Source organism: Glutamicibacter sp. FR1, assembly GCF_047300825.1.
Classification (GTDB): domain Bacteria; phylum Actinomycetota; class Actinomycetes; order Actinomycetales; family Micrococcaceae; genus Glutamicibacter; species Glutamicibacter nicotianae.
In genome coordinates this window covers 92,328-112,089 of record NZ_CP178603.1, presented here as the reverse complement: position 1 = coordinate 112,089, position 19,762 = coordinate 92,328, and the positions used below count along the sequence as shown (strand labels likewise).

General features: G+C 53.5%; 15 protein-coding genes, 4 pseudogenes and 1 other annotated feature. Of the genes and pseudogenes, 5 read left to right on the top strand and 14 right to left on the bottom strand.

Going from position 1 to position 19,762, the window contains the following annotated elements; genetic code table 11:
* Nucleotides 1–15: 15 nt before the first annotated feature.
* The gene (locus ACLQ8T_RS16890; RefSeq protein ID WP_413456482.1) at nt 16–825 is read right to left on the bottom strand and encodes a hypothetical protein; all 810 of its coding nucleotides are present in this window, start codon (nt 823–825) and stop codon (nt 16–18) included.
* 673 nt (nt 826–1,498) lie between these two features.
* Between ACLQ8T_RS16890 and ACLQ8T_RS16885 the strand changes: the two are divergent.
* A pseudogene (locus ACLQ8T_RS16885) lies at nt 1,499–1,822 on the top strand (integrase core domain-containing protein); the annotation flags it as partial.
* 115 nt (nt 1,823–1,937) lie between these two features.
* Here the strand turns inward: ACLQ8T_RS16885 and ACLQ8T_RS16880 are convergent.
* Nucleotides 1,938–2,255 (bottom strand): hypothetical protein, encoded by a 318-nt coding sequence (locus ACLQ8T_RS16880; protein WP_413456481.1) that lies wholly within the window; start codon nt 2,253–2,255, stop codon nt 1,938–1,940.
* Nucleotides 2,256–2,914: 659 nt separating this feature from the next.
* Between ACLQ8T_RS16880 and ACLQ8T_RS16875 the strand changes: the two genes are divergently transcribed.
* Both ACLQ8T_RS16875 and ACLQ8T_RS16870 read left to right on the top strand, forming a co-directional pair.
* The gene (locus ACLQ8T_RS16875) at nt 2,915–3,214 is read left to right on the top strand and encodes a hypothetical protein (RefSeq protein WP_413456480.1); all 300 of its coding nucleotides are present in this window, start codon (nt 2,915–2,917) and stop codon (nt 3,212–3,214) included.
* Nucleotides 3,215–3,351: 137 nt separating this feature from the next.
* Nucleotides 3,352–4,534: pseudogene (locus tag ACLQ8T_RS16870) on the top strand (IS4 family transposase).
* A 1,067-nt stretch (nt 4,535–5,601) separates the two neighbouring features.
* On the opposite strand, the gene trpS reads toward ACLQ8T_RS16870, so the two are convergent.
* Together trpS and ACLQ8T_RS16860 are read right to left on the bottom strand one after the other, a co-directional pair.
* Nucleotides 5,602–6,642 carry a tryptophan--tRNA ligase gene (trpS, locus tag ACLQ8T_RS16865; RefSeq protein ID WP_413456479.1) on the bottom strand — a complete coding sequence of 347 codons (1,041 nt, stop codon included), beginning with the start codon at nt 6,640–6,642 and terminating at the stop codon, nt 5,602–5,604.
* Between the two features lie 360 nt (nt 6,643–7,002).
* Nucleotides 7,003–7,134 (bottom strand) — a sequence feature (AL1L pseudoknot).
* Entirely contained in the window at nt 7,092–7,355 is a 264-nt protein-coding gene (locus ACLQ8T_RS16860) for a transposase (protein ID WP_413456528.1), read from the bottom strand. It overlaps the preceding feature by 43 nt.
* A 9-nt stretch (nt 7,356–7,364) precedes the next feature.
* Between ACLQ8T_RS16860 and ACLQ8T_RS16855 the strand changes: the two are divergent.
* Nucleotides 7,365–8,051: pseudogene (locus ACLQ8T_RS16855) on the top strand (transposase); the annotation flags it as partial.
* A gap of 350 nt (nt 8,052–8,401) precedes the next feature.
* On the opposite strand, the pseudogene ACLQ8T_RS16850 reads toward ACLQ8T_RS16855, so the two are convergent.
* From ACLQ8T_RS16850 to ACLQ8T_RS16840, 3 genes and pseudogenes are all read right to left on the bottom strand, one after another.
* A pseudogene (locus ACLQ8T_RS16850) lies at nt 8,402–8,872 on the bottom strand (transposase); the annotation flags it as partial.
* A 187-nt stretch (nt 8,873–9,059) separates the two neighbouring features.
* Nucleotides 9,060–9,434 (bottom strand): nuclear transport factor 2 family protein, encoded by a 375-nt coding sequence (locus tag ACLQ8T_RS16845; protein ID WP_413456478.1) that lies wholly within the window; start codon nt 9,432–9,434, stop codon nt 9,060–9,062.
* Nucleotides 9,435–9,442: 8 nt separating this feature from the next.
* Nucleotides 9,443–10,207, bottom strand: a complete 765-nt coding sequence (locus tag ACLQ8T_RS16840; protein WP_413456477.1) for a 4'-phosphopantetheinyl transferase family protein — start codon at nt 10,205–10,207, stop codon at nt 9,443–9,445.
* 63 nt (nt 10,208–10,270) lie between these two features.
* On the opposite strand from ACLQ8T_RS16840, the gene ACLQ8T_RS16835 reads away from it, so the two are divergent.
* Entirely contained in the window at nt 10,271–10,744 is a 474-nt protein-coding gene (locus tag ACLQ8T_RS16835) for an N-acetyltransferase family protein (protein WP_413456476.1), read from the top strand.
* Here ACLQ8T_RS16835 and ACLQ8T_RS16830 read toward each other — a convergent pair.
* The 7 genes from ACLQ8T_RS16830 to ACLQ8T_RS16800 are packed head-to-tail and all read right to left on the bottom strand — an operon-like array spanning nt 10,719 to nt 19,755.
* Nucleotides 10,719–11,813: a protein-L-isoaspartate O-methyltransferase family protein gene (locus ACLQ8T_RS16830; protein ID WP_413456475.1), complete on the bottom strand. Its 1,095-nt coding sequence runs from the start codon at nt 11,811–11,813 to the stop codon at nt 10,719–10,721. The two genes, ACLQ8T_RS16835 and ACLQ8T_RS16830, sit on opposite strands and share 26 nt — an antisense overlap.
* Nucleotides 11,800–13,341: an AMP-binding protein gene (locus ACLQ8T_RS16825; protein ID WP_413456527.1), complete on the bottom strand. Its 1,542-nt coding sequence runs from the start codon at nt 13,339–13,341 to the stop codon at nt 11,800–11,802. Before ACLQ8T_RS16825 ends, ACLQ8T_RS16830 begins: the two co-directional genes overlap by 14 nt.
* A 41-nt stretch (nt 13,342–13,382) precedes the next feature.
* Entirely contained in the window at nt 13,383–16,274 is a 2,892-nt protein-coding gene (locus tag ACLQ8T_RS16820; RefSeq protein ID WP_413456474.1) for a condensation domain-containing protein, read from the bottom strand.
* On the bottom strand, nt 16,258–16,956 hold the full coding sequence (locus tag ACLQ8T_RS16815) for a thioesterase II family protein (protein ID WP_413456473.1): 699 nt from the start codon (nt 16,954–16,956) through the stop codon (nt 16,258–16,260). The genes ACLQ8T_RS16820 and ACLQ8T_RS16815 overlap by 17 nt, the downstream gene beginning before the upstream one ends.
* Nucleotides 16,949–17,149 carry an MbtH family protein gene (locus ACLQ8T_RS16810; RefSeq protein ID WP_413456472.1) on the bottom strand — a complete coding sequence of 67 codons (201 nt, stop codon included), beginning with the start codon at nt 17,147–17,149 and terminating at the stop codon, nt 16,949–16,951. The genes ACLQ8T_RS16815 and ACLQ8T_RS16810 overlap by 8 nt, the downstream gene beginning before the upstream one ends.
* Nucleotides 17,142–18,428, bottom strand: a complete 1,287-nt coding sequence (locus ACLQ8T_RS16805) for an MFS transporter (RefSeq protein ID WP_413456471.1) — start codon at nt 18,426–18,428, stop codon at nt 17,142–17,144. Before ACLQ8T_RS16805 ends, ACLQ8T_RS16810 begins: the two co-directional genes overlap by 8 nt.
* 7 nt (nt 18,429–18,435) lie before the next feature.
* Nucleotides 18,436–19,755: a condensation domain-containing protein gene (locus ACLQ8T_RS16800; RefSeq protein WP_413456470.1), complete on the bottom strand. Its 1,320-nt coding sequence runs from the start codon at nt 19,753–19,755 to the stop codon at nt 18,436–18,438.
* Nucleotides 19,756–19,762: the final 7 nt, after the last annotated feature.

Here is a 19,762-nt window from a genome sequence, read left to right as displayed (position 1 = left end):
CCAGCCTCTAGCGGACTAGCTTGCCGGGTTCTGGGGCGGGAGAAAAGCGATCATCTGGGCGCTGCCGAGAGATACATAGGGCCCACCATTAGAACTTTCCTGGAAACGACCCTCCACCAGGAAATGCCGTCCATTCAGCTCGCTGAGCTCCGTCAGATTCAGGGAATCCTTCACTGCGGAAGCCGCCTCCTTGTGCAGGAGAACAGCTGGCTTCTTCTCCCCCTTATAGCCAGTATTGAGGAAGTTCCCTCGCACGTTTCCAATCTGTCCCCAGAGGATCATGGTGGTGGCTCTGAGGGTGAAGTCATCGGCGTGAACGCAACCATCGGCGATCGTCGTGCGGGTTCGATCGCTCAGCATCAAAGCTCTTCTGCTGCGCCGGAAATCCGGATCAGTGATCAGCTTGCCCAGCAAAGGTCGGTAGCCCACTGACCCTGCACGCCGCTGCCTGTCAGCGCCTTGATGCCGGTGGGTCCGACCCGGTGTACCAGTGGCGCCGGGAGTGTCCTCGGTGACCGGCCGGTTCTGGGGCAGAGGATCAAGGCGGATGACCAGTCCGTCCGCGGTGTTGGCGATAGCATTGAATTCCTCGACAGCTCGTTGCAGTTCAATCTGCTCATCACGCTTCGAACCATACTGGCAACGCGCTGTGTGCTTCCCGACGAACGTCGCGGCTTTGCCGTCCTTGGAGCGCTTACGCCAGTGCATCGGTGCGGCGCACTCCTGGTCAAGGCAGCTCAAACGGTCCCGGTAGTCCCCACGGTCTTGCTCGCGCAGTTCCGTTGCATCGATCTGTAGGGTACCGTCGAACAAGGCCCAGCGCATCGCAAGGCTCCTTTCACGTGCTCTTTCAGGGTGCTTAAGATGAAACCTACCACCCCTCCCCCACAGAAACGTGGATCCATCCAGTACCCCTCCCCAGACCAGAAAACCAGGCGCAGCACGGAATCACTCTCCGACCCCACCCAGACTAGAAGGCCGAATGCAGGACCGATGAGCCACCAGCAAGCGCCCCAACCCTCTGCCCATGTAACACGGTGTGCACGTGGTGCCGCACATGGTCCGCACCGGAGAACTCTGGGCCCAGGGCGTGTACCAGAGCAGGGAAGGCCTATCCTCACCAGGTGAGCCAGCCCCCAGGGGACATACCACTGCCCACCGCGGCCGCGCCCGCGTGCAGCCAGATCCCGATAGCAGCCAGGTTCTGGCCATCGAGAGCAGTCGTTGAAGAAAACCCGAGGACGCACCGGGACGTACCACCAGCTGACGACGCCCAGGACCCGGCTGAAGTTAGGAGCTCACCCATTAAAAGCTCCCGGGCCCAAGGGAGACAAGGGCGCGGGCAGCCGCACGGCAAACGGCCCACCCGGTGGGACGTCCCCGGACGGCAGCGTCTGGACTGCCGGGATCCTGGATAGGAAAACCACGGATGCGCTGAAGAACCTATCCTGCAGTTCTGCCTTGGTCAGGTCGTGCAGGATAGGTTCCGGAAACTCTGGCTGCAGCGGGCATTGCCGTTACCGCGGCGATGACCCATAACGGTACCTGCTATCGTTCCAAGGTGTTTGCCCGGGCGTTGGGGCCGGGGGTGAAGCACCGGCGCACCAGGCCGTATCGACCACAGACCAATGGGAAGGTCGATCGGTTCAATCGGACGTTGGCGCAGGAATGGACGTACGCGAGGGCTTATGACGGCGATGAAGCCAGGGCCGCAGCTTACGGCGCCTGGCTTCATCACTATAATCATCATCGACCCCACACCGGGATCGGTGGTCTTACTCCGTCAGATCGTATTCACAACCTCACTGAGAACTACAGCTAGTCCAACTTTCGGGACCCAGTTTGATGGCTTGTACGCAGAAAAGTTCCGTTGATGCAAGACCAGAGTTCTTGGCATCAACGGAACTCAATTTTAACTAAGTGCACTCCGAGAATGTTCAAAGCCCTTCTTGGAATACAATTGTTCCGCTTTCAACGTCTCTGATCACCAATCCTGAATCGAACCGGCCGGGGTAAACGTCCACCATATGGCTTTCAGTGCCCGATCCGCCCGAATTACGAAATTCCATCGGGATGGTTTTATCGCTGCTTGATTCACACAGTGCCACCTGTGGCGCTCGTCCAAAACCTCCGACTTGGGATTTGGGGACGCGCCAGTGAATGAGCGTCGCGTTATCCGTACGTTCAATCATGACCAGCAACATCTCTACGTCTTGGATCGTTACCGATTTGTCGACAAGTTCAAATTTTTTCATCAAATAGCTACCCCGCAATTACCCAGTCGTCGTCCGTCTGCTTCAGCACGTTAGTGGTCCCCTTGTAAAGAGCAGCATGGACGTGCCAGCGAGTTCCCGGGGCGGGACAGAAGGCGGTAGTCGAAGTTGTCAGGGACGTTCCCGACCCGCTGGACGCTCCACAAGACTGCCAAGATCCGTAACCTCCGCTGGTTGGCTCCATACGATAAATGCAACTCAACGAATGGTATCCACTTGGAATTGATGACGCAGCAGCGCTGAAGTAAACACTTAGGGTATCGCCCCTATACGTTCCGTAGGCCCCGAGATAGGCATATCCAACGCTACCGAAAGGCGCAACATTCGACTCGCTTTGGAAATAGATATCCTTATCATCTACCCTTTCCGAGGAAGTTTCGCCACAAATTTGCGACACTTGCTTCAGCATCAGCGTCAGCTCCCGCTCGGGTAGCGGATTCCCTGCCACATCGGTGGGCTTCACGGTGTTGCCGTCGCAAACTTTTACCGCCCCAGCCGACGACGCGGTGGCGGACTCCGGTGCGGATACTGAGTCCCGCTCTTTAGGTGCCGCAGCTACAGGTTGTAGAGCCAGCCCCAACACCATTGGAATCACGAGCACTGCGCCCAGTGCTCTTCGGATGTACTGCCCTTTGGGGTGCATGGAATACCTCCAGAAAATGATGGAATGTGACAGGCATCACGCTAACACTTGTTTTTACCTTCGTCTAGATTTAATTGACCTGCAAATAAAATTTGCCAATAGACCAAGCTATGCGAATAAAATGACCGCTGCAATGGGGGCAGTGGACACCTACGATTCAGTACGCACCTTTAAAATCACAGAAGTGACCCACCCTGCCCGTTTGGTGAGCCTGATAGCAACGGTCATTTCAGCCCCTAACTTTGACCAAAATTCTCAGGGCAATTCTGTACCTCAGGTCGCAGTCGGACACCAATAGGACCACGAAATCGTATGGATTCCGGAGTTCACAGGGCGTGGCCGGAGGTAATTCTCGTAGCTTCTAGTCTCTAGCCCCAATGCCGTTTACTTAGCACTCTGATGTGTTGATCTTTTCTCACGGCACGCAGCGGATGAGTGAAAACCGAAAGACCAGAACGACTCTCAGACCACGTTTCTCTGGGCGAGCTAGCGAAGGTTTTCCCGCCCAGGCTGGTTGACGAGGTGATCGCCAAGGTGGGCTCCGGTGAGCAGGGCTCACGCCTGCTCCCGTCATGGACGATGGTGTATTACGTGATAGCTCTGGCCTTGCATGCTGCGGCCTCCCACGAGGAGGTTATGCGCAGCTTGCTCGGTGGCCTGCAATGAATTTCTCACCGGACCAGCAAATGGACGATGCCCACCAAAGCGGCGATTTTCATGGCCCGTACCCGGCTGGGATCCGAAGTGACGATCGAGTTGTTCGACCAGGTCAGAAAGCCTTTCGGCTCCCAAGCCCAGCGAGAATTCTTCGCTGGGCTGCGCCTGGTCAGCGTTGACGGTACCACGATGGATATCGCAGACACGCCCGCAAACGAGCGGGCCTATGGGCGGCCGGGAACGAATACCAGCTTCAAGAGCGCCTTCCCGCAGGCGAAGATCCTGGGGCTGGTGGAATGCGACACCCACGCCATTACCGGCGCGGTGACCGGCCCCCATGCCACGGCGGAAAACGACATGTACTTCGGGCTGCACCACAAGCTGGATCCGAGCATGCTGCTGATGGCCGACCGCGGGTTCTTCAGCAGACCCGATCTTTCAAGGACAGCGCCGCAACCGGTGCCCAGCTGCTGTGGCGGGTGTGCGGGAACATGGTTCTTCCGGTGCTGGAGGAACTGGAGGACAGTTCGTATCTTTCAGCCGTGCACGAAGGGACGAAACAACGCCGGAACCAGGCGGGCCCGGTGCCGGTGCGCGTGGTCGAGTACGCGGTCAGCAATGGCGCGGATGCCCGCGAATTCCGGTTGCTCACCACACTGCTGGATCCAGTTGTGGTCAGCACTCAAGAGCTTGCCGAGGCCTACGCGAAGCGGTGGGAAATCGAATTGTGCTTCAAGGAAATGAAAACCCATCTGCGTGGCCCTTCGATGGTTTTGCGTTCGAAAACTCCCGAGCGGGTGTCACAGGAAATCTATGGGTATTTGTGTACTCATCACGCGTTGTGCATGTTGATCGGCGAGGTTGCTTTGGAGTTCGCGAGGATCCTTTGAGGGTTTCCTTTTCGCGCACGCTACGGGCAGCACGGCATTCCATGGCTGGACAGCCCGGTTTTTCCCCTTGAGAATCTGCGGCAGCAGTTCGCAGTGTTCTGTTCGGAACTAATGCATGGCCTGTTGCCGGAGCGGCGGGGCAGGGTGTGTCCGTGGATGGTGAAGCGGAAGATGTCAATCCGGTTGTTGAAGCAGGTCCCGAAACCCGTTAAGTAAACGGCATTGGGGTTAGGCAGGCCATTATGGGTGCAGAAGCGCCCCACCAAACACCTCACAAACCACACAAAGACGGTGCCCCGCCAGGGGCCAAGTGACGAGCACCAAACACAACCAAATCCCGGCAGCAGCCAGGTTCTGGCCTTCGAGAGCAGTCGTTGAAGGAAACCCGGGGACGTACCACCAGCTGACAGTGCCCAGGACGACCTGCCCCAAAGAAGGATCCTGTCCCGCGGCGGGCTGCCGGCAGCCCGCCCGATGGTACGCCCCCACCCACCCGGCATCGGGCTGCGCAGCTCAAAGCGGAACCAAATGACACCGCGCTCAATGAGGGACCAAAATCCCAAGTTCCACACAGTAGAGCCCGCCTACAAGCGAATAATGTCGTCGCCCCTATATCCTTTTGGCATGACTCAGATTCTCAAGACTGCCCACACTGCATACGGCGACTGGAAAGGTACCACCGCCGTGCCACAAAGCTGCGGAGCACCAAGATCCTCCGCCACACCCAAGTGTTCTGTAGTGTGCCGTTACGAAGCTTGAAGCTCCGGGGTGATGAACTCTTCCAGCCCAGGCCGGGTAGGAGTGAGACCATCAGAACCATTCCATGGCCGGCCGCCGGTGCTCTACCGGTATTCCTCGGTGGAGCCTGAGCATTTCTCTGAGCTCGGAGTTAATTCCGCCTTCGATCATGTTCGTTGTGGGGCTGATCTCCAAGCCGTTCTCCTCCAAGGCGGTTGCACCGCCCGAAGTTATCTACACTGCGATCGATTGACCGCAAGCGATACCTTCACCGGGACGGTTCATCGTCACTCACTGAAAAATCCTGGGTTGACGGGGTGGCTCATGTCTGCGCAGCGAATCAGAGGTGAACCACCCCAGGTAGTCGCCGGGCTAAACAGCTAGTCAGGCTTACTTGGTTCTAGTAGTTTGTGCCCATCGCCGTACGCACTTCAGCGAGGGTCTGGTTTGCCTCAAGGTTGGCTCTTTCGTTGCCCCGTTTGAGGATCTCACTAACGTAGCCGAGATCCTTGGCCAATTCTGACCGTCGCTCGCGATGGCCGGCAAGGAAATCGTTGACGGCCTCAGCTGTTAGTTGCTTAAGCGCACCGCTTCCCGAATCTCCGATCCTTTCGGCAATCGCTTCCGGGGCCTCGCCCAAACACAGGGCAGCAGTGGAAAGGAGTGCCGAGACCCCAGGGCGCGTTTGGGGGTCAAAGGTGATTCTGCGTTCCGCGTCGGTGGTGGTACGGCGAATAACCTGGGTCGTTTCGTCCGGTGACATGCCCAGCGCAATGGCGTTACCGTAGCTCTTAGACATCTTACGCCCGTCAAGACCCGGCACTTCGGGAGTTGAAGTAATCAGAGCTTCCGGTTCCGGGAACACCTTGTCGTAGCGTTCGTTGAAGCGACGGGCAATAACTCGGGTCATCTCGATATGCGGCAGGTTGTCCTTTCCAACCGGGACCAGGTTGCCCTTGCAGAACAGAATGTCTGCTGCTTGGTGCACGGGGTAGGTGAGCAGCAGTCCACTGAGGGCACGTCCCGAGGCTGCCAATTCCGCTTTGACCGTCGGGTTGCGGTGTAGTTCTGCCTCTGTGACAAGGCTGAGAAACGGGAGAATAAGCTGGTTCAGGGCCGGCACCGATGAATGGGTGAAAATCGTGGTTTGCTCAGGGTCCATGCCTGCGGCCAGATAGTCTAGGACGGCTCCGTGCACGAACTCGCGGACGCGGGGCATCGAATCGCGGTCCGTGATCACTTGATAGTCGGCAAGGATCAAGAAGGACTCGACCCCTGCTCTTTGGAGCCTCAAGCGTTCCACGATGCTGCCGAAGTAGTGTCCTAGGTGCAGAGGTCCGGTAGGGCGTTCACCCGTGAGTACCCGGTAGTTTTGAGGTGCATCTATGATGGACTGCGCTAGTTCTGTCGAGCGCAGTTGTGTGGTTGCAAATGAATTCATGACTATTCCTCTATCTGAGCGTGAGAGGTTGCACAGCGCTGCGGATAGCGGAGAGAAAGTCTTCGCGGGCTTGCTGTACAGCCCGCGGACATGACTGAACCGGCTGTTAGGACAGCCACCACCAAGACACGCGGTTCAGGTTCATGTTCCCCATCCTAAGCCCTGTGCCATCAAAAAATGCAACAATAACATGCGTTCATTTGCCTTCAAAACATGCTGGTTGTCCATGGCATGCCAAATTTTCCGTACCCCGTAGCAGGAATAGTTCTCCTCATAAACGCCAAGGAGTTTGGGAAGTAGTTGTTCGTCCCGCACGCTGCGGGCCGTAAGCGGTCGCTTCTTCGCTGCATAATACGAGCTCAGGGCGATCTGTGCACGGGTTCCTTTCAACGCGTGGATGATCGACTCGACCCCGAGTTCATCTTTGTGCTGATCGATGAAATCGATGATTACTTTGAAGGGCGGTCGAGCTCCGCCGCGAAGAGAGTCGCTGCCTTCTTCAAGATTTCGTTAGCACGTTTGGTCTCGGCCAGCTCGGCGCGCAGGCGCTTATTCCCAGCATCCAAGTCGATGGACTGCGCTGGTGTTGTTGCACCACTGTTCTTGTAGTTGCGTACCCAGGTGCGCAGCGTTTCACCGCTCAACCCTAGTTCCTTGGCCACGCGTCGGATGGCGCCATTAGCTGTGCTTGGATCGGCCTGCGCGTGGATCACTAGATCAACGGAGCGAGTCTTGAGTTCGTCGGTGTCCTCGATTGGCAAGAGAATTCTTTGCCGGTGCTCAAGGAGCGGTTCATCCGGTGGATCGATGAGAAGAAGTACTGGGAACCAGCTCTGGACCCTGATGGTGGTCAACGAGATAACGCGTGGGTGATTGATACGACGAAGGTTTTGGAGTTGAGGCAATACCCGCCTGGAACTCGGATTTACCTGAGAGCTGAGCCGTTTCATCCCGGGGCGAAAGCGAACTTGTTCGATACGGACGGGAACCGGGTGACCGCGTTCTTGACCAATAGCCCACGGTTCAACGTGGCGTTGCTCGATGCCCGGCACCGGGCGCGTGGCCGGTGCGAGAACAGGATTAAAATGTTGAAGAATGCGGGGTCGGGCAAGCTGCCGTATTGGTCTTTTGCGGCAAATCAGGCGTGGGCGGACCTGGGGATGTTCGCGGTCAATTTGGTGTCTTGGCTGCAGCTGGCGGTGCTGCCTGGTGGTCATGAGGCTTCGGTGTGGGATTTGAAGCGGTGGCGGTACCGGTTGTTTTCGATGGCAGGGAAAATCGTCACTGGCGGGCGGCAACGCCGGCTGTTGATCCCGGCGAGAGCGCCAGAAGCACAGTTGCTATGCCAGTTGCAGGAGAGTGTTGGTGTGTTGTTCCAGGGGTGGCGGCAAGGATTGCTGATCGGCTGAACAGGAAGTAGCTGTTCCCTTGTTTCCTAGGTTTTGAAAGGCTATTTTGGTCCGGGTGCGTGGAGCCTGGCAATCAGCGTCGGTGGTTCAGGCGCCCTTTGGCGCTGACTGAATCAGGAACGGCCACCGAGAATCCTTGGGATTGAAGTTCGGTAGCCGTTAGATAACTGATGAAAAATCTGGGTTAATTGGTTTTGGCGTCGATGAGCATTGTGTGTAGTGATTCGACGCTGCCGAGTACTTCGTTATAGGTGACGATTTGTATGCCGTGTAGTGAGTTTCGGTAGTGGTTGAATGAGATGCGCTGTTGGGCGGTCAGGTTGTTGAGCGATCCGATCATTGGGGCTCCGGTGAGGGTGCTGGGTTCGAACAGTGTGCTGCCTGGTGAGTTGGTAGGCGATATACCGCACCGTCATGTCACCGGCATAGAGAGATGATCATTTCATCTAGGCTGCCGGTGCGACGAGACTCTTTGGACACGAGGGGCGGGGTGAAGGTGCCGGCCCGATCCCTGGGGATTTGCAGGTCGATATCCCCGGCCACCGTGGACACGGTCTTCGGGTAAGAGCCGTTGCGCGAGTTGGGCCGGAACCGGCCGTGGGCCTCGCCTTGCTCGTACCCAGGTGGCTGCTCAACTCGGATTTCAGACCGTGTTCCAGCCCTGCACGGATAATCTGCTGGATAAACCCGTCCTTGCCATCGAGGTGGGTCGCTCCGCGGTCGATGAATCCCATGAGCTCGCTGAAGGCCCCGGATTCCTTCACGGCGTCCGTGGAGCCGAGTGCTGCGATCTTCTCGGCGATGTCGGAGACGTTTTCCATGCTCTGTTCGGCCTGGTCATATCGTGTTTTCCTAGTCTCTTTTTATCAATTGACTAGGGGTCTTACACAATCACCCTGACAGGATCCACTATTTCGCCGAGTTCCTTCAGTCGTCAACATAACCCGATATGATCTCTCATCCAAGAAGAAATCTCGCATCCGCGCTTCCTTTCAAGATACATTGACGCTAAACCGCAGGAACACCGAAAAACGACTCACGGGTCGTCACTTGGAGAGCCGAATCAAAGTACCAGAAGTCCGCAAAACGGACTTCTAATCGTTCGCCTGAAAAGGCCTTGCCCGAAAATGATCCAAAGCAGCCAACGTTCAACCCATCTACCAGCAGATTCTCTACAACGTGACTTCCTACAGAAATAATTCGCTCAGTCGTGAAGAATTCTTTAATGGCTGCAATGCCAATCATTGGCAGGTATCCGGGCCGCACATAGACGGCAGTGTCGGCAAATAGACTGAGCGCAGAAACCAAATCGTTGCGATCAATCTGGTCGTAGTATCCTCTGACTGTCATTGCCAAAATGCTCGACTGGTTTTCATCCACCATATGTGATTCTATTCTTCATATCTTTCGTCGGTTTTTGCTAGCCAATCGCCTGCGTCAAGAAGAATTGGAGATTCGTCCATAGCTAGGGTGTACGAAAGTGCAGCAGAGAATCCATCTGCGACACTAACAGTTTTCATGAACACCGCTGATCTGGTCGATTTACTACCCGGTAGTTCCAGATAAATCGGGCTGCAAGTCGTATCGATAGTAGCAGGGGAAATTGATAAACCTCGACCAACAAGCTTTAATGCGCTCTCCTTCAGAGCCCAAATGTTCGCCAGATACTCAGGAAGTCGATCTTCAGACACTTGTCGGGCATAGCATAGCTCCTTTTCGGTCATGGCCCACTGCATAACAGTATTCTGGCTGACTTCAGTAAGATGCTTCTCCACATCCACCCCAATTTCCCCCTGAAACGCTGCCGCGACTACTACCAAACCCTGGGAATGCGCAATAGAAAAAGAAAAAATCTGCGGTTCCAAACGGGGGCGGCCCAGTTTGCACCCACACCATTGACATTTCGTCGTTATTGTTTCAGAACCGTACAAATTTCCTGTAACTCGAATCGCTAGTTTCCTTACAATCGCCCGGCCGGCAAAATGCTCACGGGCGCTCAAACTATCCTTGGTTTCGCCCCCTAGCCGTTGAATCTCAGGAGGCGAAAATTGTTGGGCCGATTGGTAGAAGAAATCGTCCGATAAATTTCGAACATTGACGTACAGAAGAATTACAGAGTTTGTATCTGATTGGATCCATTGGTCGATTTTATTCACGATTCCTCCTCAAATTTGGCAGTGATGCGTCCAATTGCCGCAAACAGAATGTAGCCTTTGTACATGGAAAAATCTAACGATCACCTTCGTGTACGAACCGCCTGCGAGGCAGATATTCCGAACTATTCGGACAAACTAGCAATAGCATTCGGGCTAGAGGCGAGCCAAATTCGAGCGCAAGGACTTCGCGATCTGGCAGACAAAAACAGATGCCTAATGGTCGCGACTCTCCGCGAAGAGGTCATCGCAGTCGCCCGCGTAACGCATTACGAAGTGAATGGTTCCTTGAAAAATACGGAAGGCTATTTTCTTCTGGGTCTTTGGGTCGAACCTTCAGCCAGGCGTCGCGGCATCGGAAAGCTCCTGACCGTACGGCGGATGGACTGGGTGAACAACCAACAAAATACCACGTGTCACACGCTGATCGATGCTTATGCAATTGGAAGTCTAAAACTTCATGAGGATTTAGGGTTCAGACACACCGATACGCTAGCGGATGGACGCCGGTTACTCACGGCCGATCTTTCGGAAAACTAGGCTCCACATTAAATGTCCAATGAGCCGTTGCGTCCAGTGATGCTACAACAGCTACGTCAGTTTGATATGGGCTTCCTAGATCCCTCCATTGGGCATAGTATGCCTGCAGTGTGCTAGCAAGGTTATCTCCATTTCCAACGACTAGTACTGAGCCATTACGGCGCATCAACATTATGCCTGCGTCGTCGTGTCCCACTAGCTCAAGTCGGAATCCGGGCGAGGTGCCTTCAGAATTCCGTTTCGGCTCAAACCGCTCTTCCACGAGTAGCCCAAATACTGAAGGATCGACAAGGTTGCAGTAAAATCTGAATGCTCTATACTCAGTCGGTGATAGAGGCTCCATGCTGGCAGCGACCCTCCACCCGGATGCTTTGATTTGCATTAGCAACGATTCCGGAGGTGAGCTATGACTATAAAAGTATGTTCCCTTGGACATGGCATTTATAGAGCGAGAGTTTTCCATGATGCCTGACACAGGTACGAAGCGACAGTCGATACATTCAGAAGACTTAAGAGTAACCGAGTTGATACGACGCAGACGAACCAATTTATGATGGTTCGCCAGGTCCAAGGGACAGATAATCTGTCCGTCCGGTTTGAGCACTCTTAGCCAATCTGGTCCAATGGCTGGTGTTGCAACAGTAACAATTACTCGATCGACAGAGTGATCCGGTAGGTCAATTGAGCCAAATGCATCGCCAGTGCGAATTGTCAAATGTTGAGGATCAGCATAGCGTTGGTTCAACTTCTCTGAGGCCGTAGTTGCGAGTTGCGAATCATACTCGATCGAATGCACTCTTCCGGTCGGCCGTACCAACTCGTACGTTAGTGCTGTTGAATATCCGCTTCCAGTTCCGATTTCAAGAATTGACATTCCGGGCGCAAGGTTAGAGAGCCGAAGTGTCTCGGCAACAACGTCTTTGTCGGAGACTACAAAAGACGAGACGTCGGGTTCTGTAGATCCTCCTGCCTCACTCGGATCAGCTGTCAAACAAAGAAAATCTGATCTGTGCACCTTGTCCATTGCTAAATGTACTGCATCATTGGAATCTACATTAATTAAATTCATTTGTAACCAAAGCCTTTCTATCTACTTTACCTTGCGGGGTAAGAGGCATCTTCGAAACGCAATGAAGTTTCTTGGGTAACGCATAGCGTGGAAGAGCGTTTGCGAGCATTTTTCGAAGTTCCCGTTCCGAAATATTAGCCTCATGATCGAGTTGGTAATACGCAACGAGATGCTTATCCACGCCATCCTGGGCTTCGAATAACACAGCGACGGATCCAATTCCGTCGAGACCTGCAATTGAACGTTCGATGCCGTCCAACTCGATACGATGGCCGTGCCACTTAACTTGACGGTCATCTCGGCCGATATAGAAAAAGCGACCTTCTCGAACATGAACTAGATCGCCTGTTCTATACCAGATTTTCCCTGCTTGCGAAACAAAGCGAGCATCCTCGCTTGGTAGCGCACCTATGTATCCAATCGCAACGCCATCCCCTCCGATGAAGAGTTCACCGGAGGTTGGTTCTTCACCGAATTCGCTGGTAGGAGATCCGATTTTGAGCTGTGTGGCAGCAATTGGTAACCCGATGGGTATATCCATACCGGGAGAAACTTGGTTCAAGATTCTGTTGTCTATTCTTTGCACCGTGGCGAAAACGCAGGATTCTACAGGTCCGTAGCCATTAAAAACTTCTAGCTTTGGGTGTGTATCTACCAACGTTCTGATGTGCCCCGGGCTCAGTCGTTCACCGCCTGTCATTACGCAGCTTAATCCGCTGAACGCACCCACGTCCGAGTCGACAATGAAATTTAGCAGACTGCTGGTCAGCCACACCCGATTGACGCCACGGATAACCTGAGTTCGCAGTTCAGCAGGAGTCACAATTTGCGCGGGTGATAACGTAACCAACCCACCGGAGAGTAGTGTCGGCCATAGTTCAAGAGTGAAACCGTCCCATTGGAGAGGTGCAGCCTGTAGGGTATGCACTTCTGGCCCCCAGCTCAGTCCGCAAGTTGCAACTGTGAGTCTTGTAATGGCCCGATGTGGTACTAAGACACCTTTCGGGGTTCCTGTTGTGCCGGATGTGAAGATCAATGTTGCTGGCGTGGAAGCATTAATCTGCTCACTTTCGAATTGGCATTTCCTATTCAGTGGCTCGTTCATCAAATTATCGAAAGCAACTCGCTGGCATCCCTCAAGTCCTTCAATTTCTTGACCTATATAGAAGCCAGCAGACGCCTGTCGCGCGGCTTTAACCACCAGAGGATCAAGCGGTAGAGCAGGGTCAATCAAGCTGTAGGCGCAACCAGCCCTGAGCACGCCCAAAATCGCGACAATCAGATCGATACTCCTAGATAGCACGATCGGGATGATGCTTCCTGGTAATGCTCCAAGACGAGATAGCTGTTGAGAAGCAATAGCCGATTCTGCTGCTAACGATCCATACGAAATGGTCAAACTCCCGTGTGTTATGGCGGGGCGCGATGGCCATTCTTGGGCAAGCCGCAGGAATAGATCATGAACCGTGTGATCTGAAAATGGATTATTAACCCCCTCAAAGAGCGGATTTAGACGCTGTCCGATCATATAGTTCACCGTTCTCATATGTATTCATCTTGGGTAAGATGTCAAAGCATTTTATTGATAATGATTTCTTGAAAGCGATCTGCGATAATTCGATTCACCGTATCACTCATTGCACACCGTCGTGAGATAAGAATGCAATCCAATTGGGCGTCATCAGCAACAATGCGAAGTGACAGTAGCTCGCGGGTAGCCGTGGGCACCCGGCGATAGCTCTCTGACAACGTCGCAGAGCTGTCTTCCTCCCCGAAAACGATCCTGATAGCACCGTATGGAGTAACTTGCGAGTTGCGTTTAGGGTTTAGGGTTCTCACCAATTCATCAAAGGGCAGAGACTGGTGTGAGAACGCGTCGAGTATGACATCGCGCTCACGCCGAACAAGCTCTCGGAACGACTGAATGCCCTCAAGATTCGTTCGAAGAATGACGGTGTTGACGAAAAACCCAATGAGGTGCTCCACTTCCGGGCGATCCCGTCCAGAAACAGGAGTCCCGACAAGAAGATCCGTCTGTCCCGTCACTTCATACAACGCCCATTTAAAGGCGGCAGACAGCACCATGAAGAGGGTTGCGTTTTCGGCCTTCGCCAAGACTTTCAGCGCTTCAACCGTTTCAGCGTCGATCCTGAAATGGATGGTCTCCCCGCTGTAATCGTTAGCAGTTGGATCGGCATCAGGGAAACTCAACTGGGCAGGAGCATCGGCCAGGACGGTCCTCCAGTAGTTGACCTCATTCTGCATAGCAGGGCTAGTAAGACGTTCTCGCTGCCACAGGGCATAATCAGCGTACTGAATAGGAAGTTCCGGCAAGGAAGGTTGCTTTTGATTCGCCAATGCATGATACGACTCGAACAGCTCCCGCAGGAAGACCTGCATCGACCACCCGTCACTAATGATGTGATGCTTGACCACGACGAGAACATGCTCTGCGGGCCCCACCGACAGCAACGCTACCCGCAGCAGCGGACCATGCTCCAGATCAAACGGATGGTCTGCAACGGAACGGTACTGACTTTCTAGCCATTCTCGCTTGGAACGGTCGAGGTCAGGCGCCCACTCGGCGATCCCAACCGAAATTTCCGAAGAAGGAGAGATAACTTGAACGGGGTCACCTCCGGACATCGAAAACGTTGTTCGCAAGGATTCGTGCCGTTGAACAATATGATCAACGGCCGACTGCAAAACTTGGCCGTCCACCGTTCCCGGCCAATCAAACGAACCACCCATGTTATATGCGGCGGAGTCCGGATCCATCTGGTTAAGGAACCACAAACGAAACTGCGCAGACGACAGCTGCGTAATCCGAGAGTGTTTTTTCTCAAGTGAAAATGATCGTTCTGCACACCCAAGTTGTTCGACTATGTGTCCAAGCCTCGCATCACGAACGATGACCGCAGGGTCGAGGCTGAGCCCAATGTCCCGTTCAATTTTCCATAGAAATGCGGTCAAGCCCAAGGAGTCACCGCCCCAGGCGAACCATTCATCGTCGTCTTCCGGATCCCTATAATCAAGTGCCGTCTGCCAAAGATCGCGGACTGCGGCTGTGACGGTGTGGTTCAGGACAGCCACCGTTCCAACAGATGGGCGAGGCGGACTGACCCTGATAGTGACAGGTGACTTTGTATTCAACCCAAGATGCTGCAAACTTCTGGGGGTTCTCTCCCTAAACTTCGTCCCTTGGCGCAATACATCCAAAAACGCAGTTACCAGTTGTCTTGCCACTGAGCGGTTCACTAAAGCACTATTTATCTCCAGCATTCCCCGCCAATTTTGAACATCGGCCTCCAAGGTAAGACTGATGTTCAGTTTGCTTGATGAACCGTCAATTTCATAACGAGGTAGTGTCCCGCGCGAGATGTCGCCAGTTTGTCGACCGAGATCTTCCAAGACAACAAGAGCAAAATCGATAAGCCACCCGCCGCCGCCTATCCGACCTGTGCTTCTGGAGACCCATGAGAATGGAACCTCAGCGTGATCTAACGCGTCGAGTATGACATCGCGCTCACGCCGAACAAGCTCTCGGAACGACTGAATGCCCTCAAGATTCGTTCGAAGAATGACGGTGTTGACGAAAAACCCAATGAGGTGCTCCACTTCCGGGCGATCCCGTCCAGAAACAGGAGTCCCGACAAGAAGATCCGTCTGTCCCGTCACTTCATACAACGCCCATTTAAAGGCGGCAGACAGCACCATGAAGAGGGTTGCGTTTTCGGCCTTCGCCAAGACTTTCAGCGCTTCAACCGTTTCAGCGTCGATCCTGAAATGGATGGTCTCCCCGCTGTAATCGTTAGCAGTTGGATCGGCATCAGGGAAACTCAACTGGGCAGGAGCATCGGCCAGGACGGTCCTCCAGTAGTTGACCTCATTCTGCATAGCAGGGCTAGTAAGACGTTCTCGCTGCCACAGGGCATAATCAGCGTACTGAATAGGAAGTTCCGGCAAGGAAGGTTGCTTTTGATTCGCCAATGCATGATACGACTCGAACAGCTCCCGCAGGAAGACCTGCATCGACCACCCGTCACTAATGATGTGATGCATGACCACAACGAGAACATGCTCTGCGGGCCCCACCGACAGCAACGCTACCCGCAGCAGCGGACCATGCTCCAGATCAAACGGTGTCCAAGCAAGTTTCTCGGCCAAACGCCTAACATCATTGACTTCTGTCATTGTCTGAGTCAAACTAATTTGCTGATCAGAGCCACGAAAATTCCATCCGTCTTCGTCCCGATGTAAACGCCATTGGAGAGCTTTGTGCCGGTCAACAATTAGTTGAAGCGCAGACTCCAACGCGTGAAAATCGATTAGTTCGTTCCAGATGCTTACGCGAGGAATATTATAGCGCTCAGGAGCGCCCCCGAACAGAAGGTCTGTGAGTATTCCTTTCTGCCCCTCAGTAAGTGGACAGGACTCAAATTCGTCAGTTGCGGTCCCCATACGCTCTCCTCAGTAGCTCGATGACTTGATCTGGATTGTCACGTACATAAAAATGGTCACCTTCCACCTGCTGGATCTCGAGGGCGCCCACACAGTGCTCCTGCCAGGCCAAGGCCACCTGAGAAGTAACACCCATATCCTGATCACCGATGAGTGCCCGGATCTCTATGAATTTAGGTTCAGCATCGTTAAAAATGTACGTACGCCGCAACTTAAGGTCAGAGATAAGGGGGCGCATCCAGAATTCATCATCAGTGGCGGAATCCTCGATGATGGGATTCTGAGCATGGCGATTCTTCGCAATTACTTCGACGGACTGTTCATGTAATTCACGTTCTACCATTAAAGGCGACGGACTAGCGCTTACCCATACTTGCCCAAACCCACCGTGACCGCGGCGTATGAGAGCCCGGGCGCATTCGTATGCAAGAATGGCACCTTGACTGTGTCCGAAAATAGACCAGTGCGAAGTTGCCTCATCGAGATGTGATTCCATCGAGTTACTTAGTTCGAAAACGAGTTCATGAAACGTGGAGGGCATCTCGCGGGAATATGCTTCTTCCCGACCTGGTAGCTGTATCGGCACTACTGTCACGTAACCGTCTAGCCTGGAAATCCACGATCTATAGACGGATGCTCCTGAACCTGCATAGGGGAGGCAAAAAAGTAACTTCTTAGCCATGCTGAGCTGCAAACCAGCGCCGAAGAGTTGCAGGACGCATATCGGTCCAAACCACGTCAATATGGCGAATACACTCCTCCTCCGTGCCAGAAAAACCTACAGTGCGCCATCCTGATGGCGGTTCGGTCCCCTTTTCCCAAATCGAATATTGTTCTTCTTCATTGATAACTACATCAAACTGGGTTTCATGCATTAGAAACATCCTCTTGTCGGACTAGTGATTGTCTTAGGCGAGTGCCTGTCGGAAGCAAAATCAAAAAAGTAGCTACTGCAATAACTAGCAAACAAATTGCCAGCATTGTTCCATCATCGGTGCGGGCCCCTACCAGAATTTTGAATGCCGTATTGTCCGACGGTAGAGTTCCGATCACTCCGAGTATCATGGCTAACGCCGCAGATCCTAAAGGCGTTGTCAATCTTAAAATGGCTGAACGCGCAGCAAAAACTCTTCCATAGAATTCTTTGCTTGTCAGCCTTGCCATCAGTACTTGACCACCGGTTACAGCCAAAGGTAACCCTATCAGTGTGATTGCCACCCCACAAGAAATTAACCAAATATGTGGGCGGAGAGAGATAGCAACAATGCCGCCTAGAATGCATCCTGAACCAGCAAACAATAGTAATTCTGGTTTTGACGGTCCTATGACCGTTAATAATAGACTGGTCGCGAATGCCGCTATTCCTCCCACACTCAATACTTTTCCCAGCGACTCCTCCGTCGATATTGAAAGGACCACAGGCGTAAGCGCAGCAAATGCGGCCGCAGCACTTACGTTTAGCAATGCTAGAAACAACATCAATATCCGCCGTTGTTTGCTTCGCAAGAGTAAAGTAGCGCCCTCAAGTACAATCTTCCAACTGATACGACGTTTACCAGGCAGAATCGCCCCTTTACCAGTCGCCAGTATGATCGCGAGACAGGCTACCAAAAATGAAAGTGCATCCAGAAGCAGCAGTGCAACGAGACCAGCATTGGCAAATACGAGCGCGGCCAGTGCAGGACCGACAACGCGGGAAACGGCTTCTCCAGTTTGCATGGCTGAAACCATTCGGGACAGCTCACGGTTCGCAGCATTGCCTGCTACCCCTGTATCGAGCGCAGGAAGGATAAACGTAGCCCAAGCATTCAACACAATCATCAGCAACACCGTGGCAGGCACGCTATCCGCTAGCCTTTCAAAGAATAAACCGAATGCTAGCAGCGCAATTGAAGAACCACCACAGGACCAAAGTAATACCGGGCGCCAACCGAAACGATCAATGAAGGCCCCCGCAAAGGGGAATAGCACTACAGATGGAGCAAAAGCAATTGTCAGTGACATAGCGTAACTGGACAAATCGTCGCTTATCCGTAGGACGTGTATGGCTAGACCAAACGTGCTTAAAGCTGTGCCGAGTGAGCTCACCGCTTGCACCCCCACAAGGATCCATGCCTCAACTGCTGAAGATGAGGAAGACTTGATCTTACTCATTAATCTTTCATTCACAGGACAACCTTTCAATCGAACTGCCAAGAATACGAGGAACGGTCTGGCAAATACCATTAGCAGCGCTTGATAGTCCCGGCGCGCTTTCTACTCGAACATCGATGCCGTCCTTGAGCTCTGAAATTCTTACAGAGATTCCCACACCGACGCTGGGGGTTTCTATAACACGGATGATTGAACCACCTACGATGTTTTCACTGTCAGGTGTCGGCGGCAGAAAATTCATAAGCACTGACAGATAGGGAACTTGCGAGTTGCGTTTCGGGTTTAGGGTTCTCACCAATTCATCAAAGGGCAGAGACTGGTGTGAGAACGCGTCGAGTATGACATCGCGCTCACGCCGAACAAGCTCTCGGAACGACTGAATGCCCTCAAGATTCGTTCGAAGAATGACGGTGTTGACGAAAAACCCAATAAGGTGCTCCACCTCCGGGCGATCCCGTCCAGAAACAGGAGTCCCGACAAGAAGATCCGTCTGTCCCGTCACTTCATACAACGCCCATTTAAAGGCGGCAGACAGCACCATGAAGAGGGTTGCGTTTTCGGCCTTCGCCAAGACTTTCAGCGCTTCAACCGTTTCAGCGTCGATCCTGAAATGGATGGTCTCCCCGCTGTAATCGTTAGCAGTTGGATCGGCATCAGGGAAACTCAACTGGGCAGGAGCATCGGCCAGGACGGTCCTCCAGTAGTTGACCTCATTCTGCATAGCAGGGCTAGTAAGACGTTCTCGCTGCCACAGGGCATAATCAGCGTACTGAATAGGAAGTTCCGGCAAGGAAGGTTGCTTTTGATTCGCCAATGCATGATACGACTCGAACAGTTCCCGCAGGAAGACCTGCATCGACCACCCGTCACTAATGATGTGATGCATGACCACAACGAGAACATGCTCTGCGGGCCCCACCGACAGCAACGCTACTCGCAGCAGCGGACCACGCTCCAGATCAAACGGATGGTCTGCAACGGAACGGTACTGACTTTCTAGCCATTCTCGCTTGGAACGGTCGAGGTCAGGCGCCCACTCGGCGATCCCAACCGAAATTTCTGAAGAAGGAGAGATAACTTGAACGGGGTCACCCCCGGACATAGAAAACGTCGTTCGCAAGGATTCGTGCCGTTGAACAATATGATCAACGGCCGACTGCAAAACTTGGCCGTCCACCGTTCCCGGCCAATCAAACGAACCACCCATGTTATATGCGGCGGAGTCCGGATCCATCTGGTTAAGGAACCACAAACGAAACTGCGCAGACGACAGAACAATTGGCGAATTCTCATCTATTCGACAGATAATCGCATCTCGGATAGACATCGACCCT

What these genes read in the sequence shown, in the direction of transcription:
- ACLQ8T_RS16890 (WP_413456482.1), bottom strand. Translation starts at nt 825, where the DNA reads ATGCGCTGGGCCTTGTTCGACGGTACCCTACAGATCGATGCAACGGAA.
- ACLQ8T_RS16880 (WP_413456481.1), bottom strand. Translation starts at nt 2,255, where the DNA reads ATGAAAAAATTTGAACTTGTCGACAAATCGGTAACGATCCAAGACGTA.
- ACLQ8T_RS16875 (WP_413456480.1), top strand. Translation starts at nt 2,915, where the DNA reads ATGGAATACCTCCAGAAAATGATGGAATGTGACAGGCATCACGCTAAC.
- trpS (WP_413456479.1), bottom strand. Translation starts at nt 6,642, where the DNA reads ATGAATTCATTTGCAACCACACAACTGCGCTCGACAGAACTAGCGCAG.
- ACLQ8T_RS16845 (WP_413456478.1), bottom strand. Translation starts at nt 9,434, where the DNA reads ATGGTGGATGAAAACCAGTCGAGCATTTTGGCAATGACAGTCAGAGGA.
- ACLQ8T_RS16835 (WP_413456476.1), top strand. Translation starts at nt 10,271, where the DNA reads ATGGAAAAATCTAACGATCACCTTCGTGTACGAACCGCCTGCGAGGCA.
- ACLQ8T_RS16830 (WP_413456475.1), bottom strand. Translation starts at nt 11,813, where the DNA reads ATGAATTTAATTAATGTAGATTCCAATGATGCAGTACATTTAGCAATG.
- ACLQ8T_RS16825 (WP_413456527.1), bottom strand. Translation starts at nt 13,341, where the DNA reads ATGATCGGACAGCGTCTAAATCCGCTCTTTGAGGGGGTTAATAATCCA.
- ACLQ8T_RS16820 (WP_413456474.1), bottom strand. Translation starts at nt 16,274, where the DNA reads ATGGGGACCGCAACTGACGAATTTGAGTCCTGTCCACTTACTGAGGGG.
- ACLQ8T_RS16815 (WP_413456473.1), bottom strand. Translation starts at nt 16,956, where the DNA reads ATGGCTAAGAAGTTACTTTTTTGCCTCCCCTATGCAGGTTCAGGAGCA.
- ACLQ8T_RS16810 (WP_413456472.1), bottom strand. Translation starts at nt 17,149, where the DNA reads ATGCATGAAACCCAGTTTGATGTAGTTATCAATGAAGAAGAACAATAT.
- ACLQ8T_RS16805 (WP_413456471.1), bottom strand. Translation starts at nt 18,428, where the DNA reads ATGAGTAAGATCAAGTCTTCCTCATCTTCAGCAGTTGAGGCATGGATC.
- ACLQ8T_RS16800 (WP_413456470.1), bottom strand. Translation starts at nt 19,755, where the DNA reads ATGTCTATCCGAGATGCGATTATCTGTCGAATAGATGAGAATTCGCCA.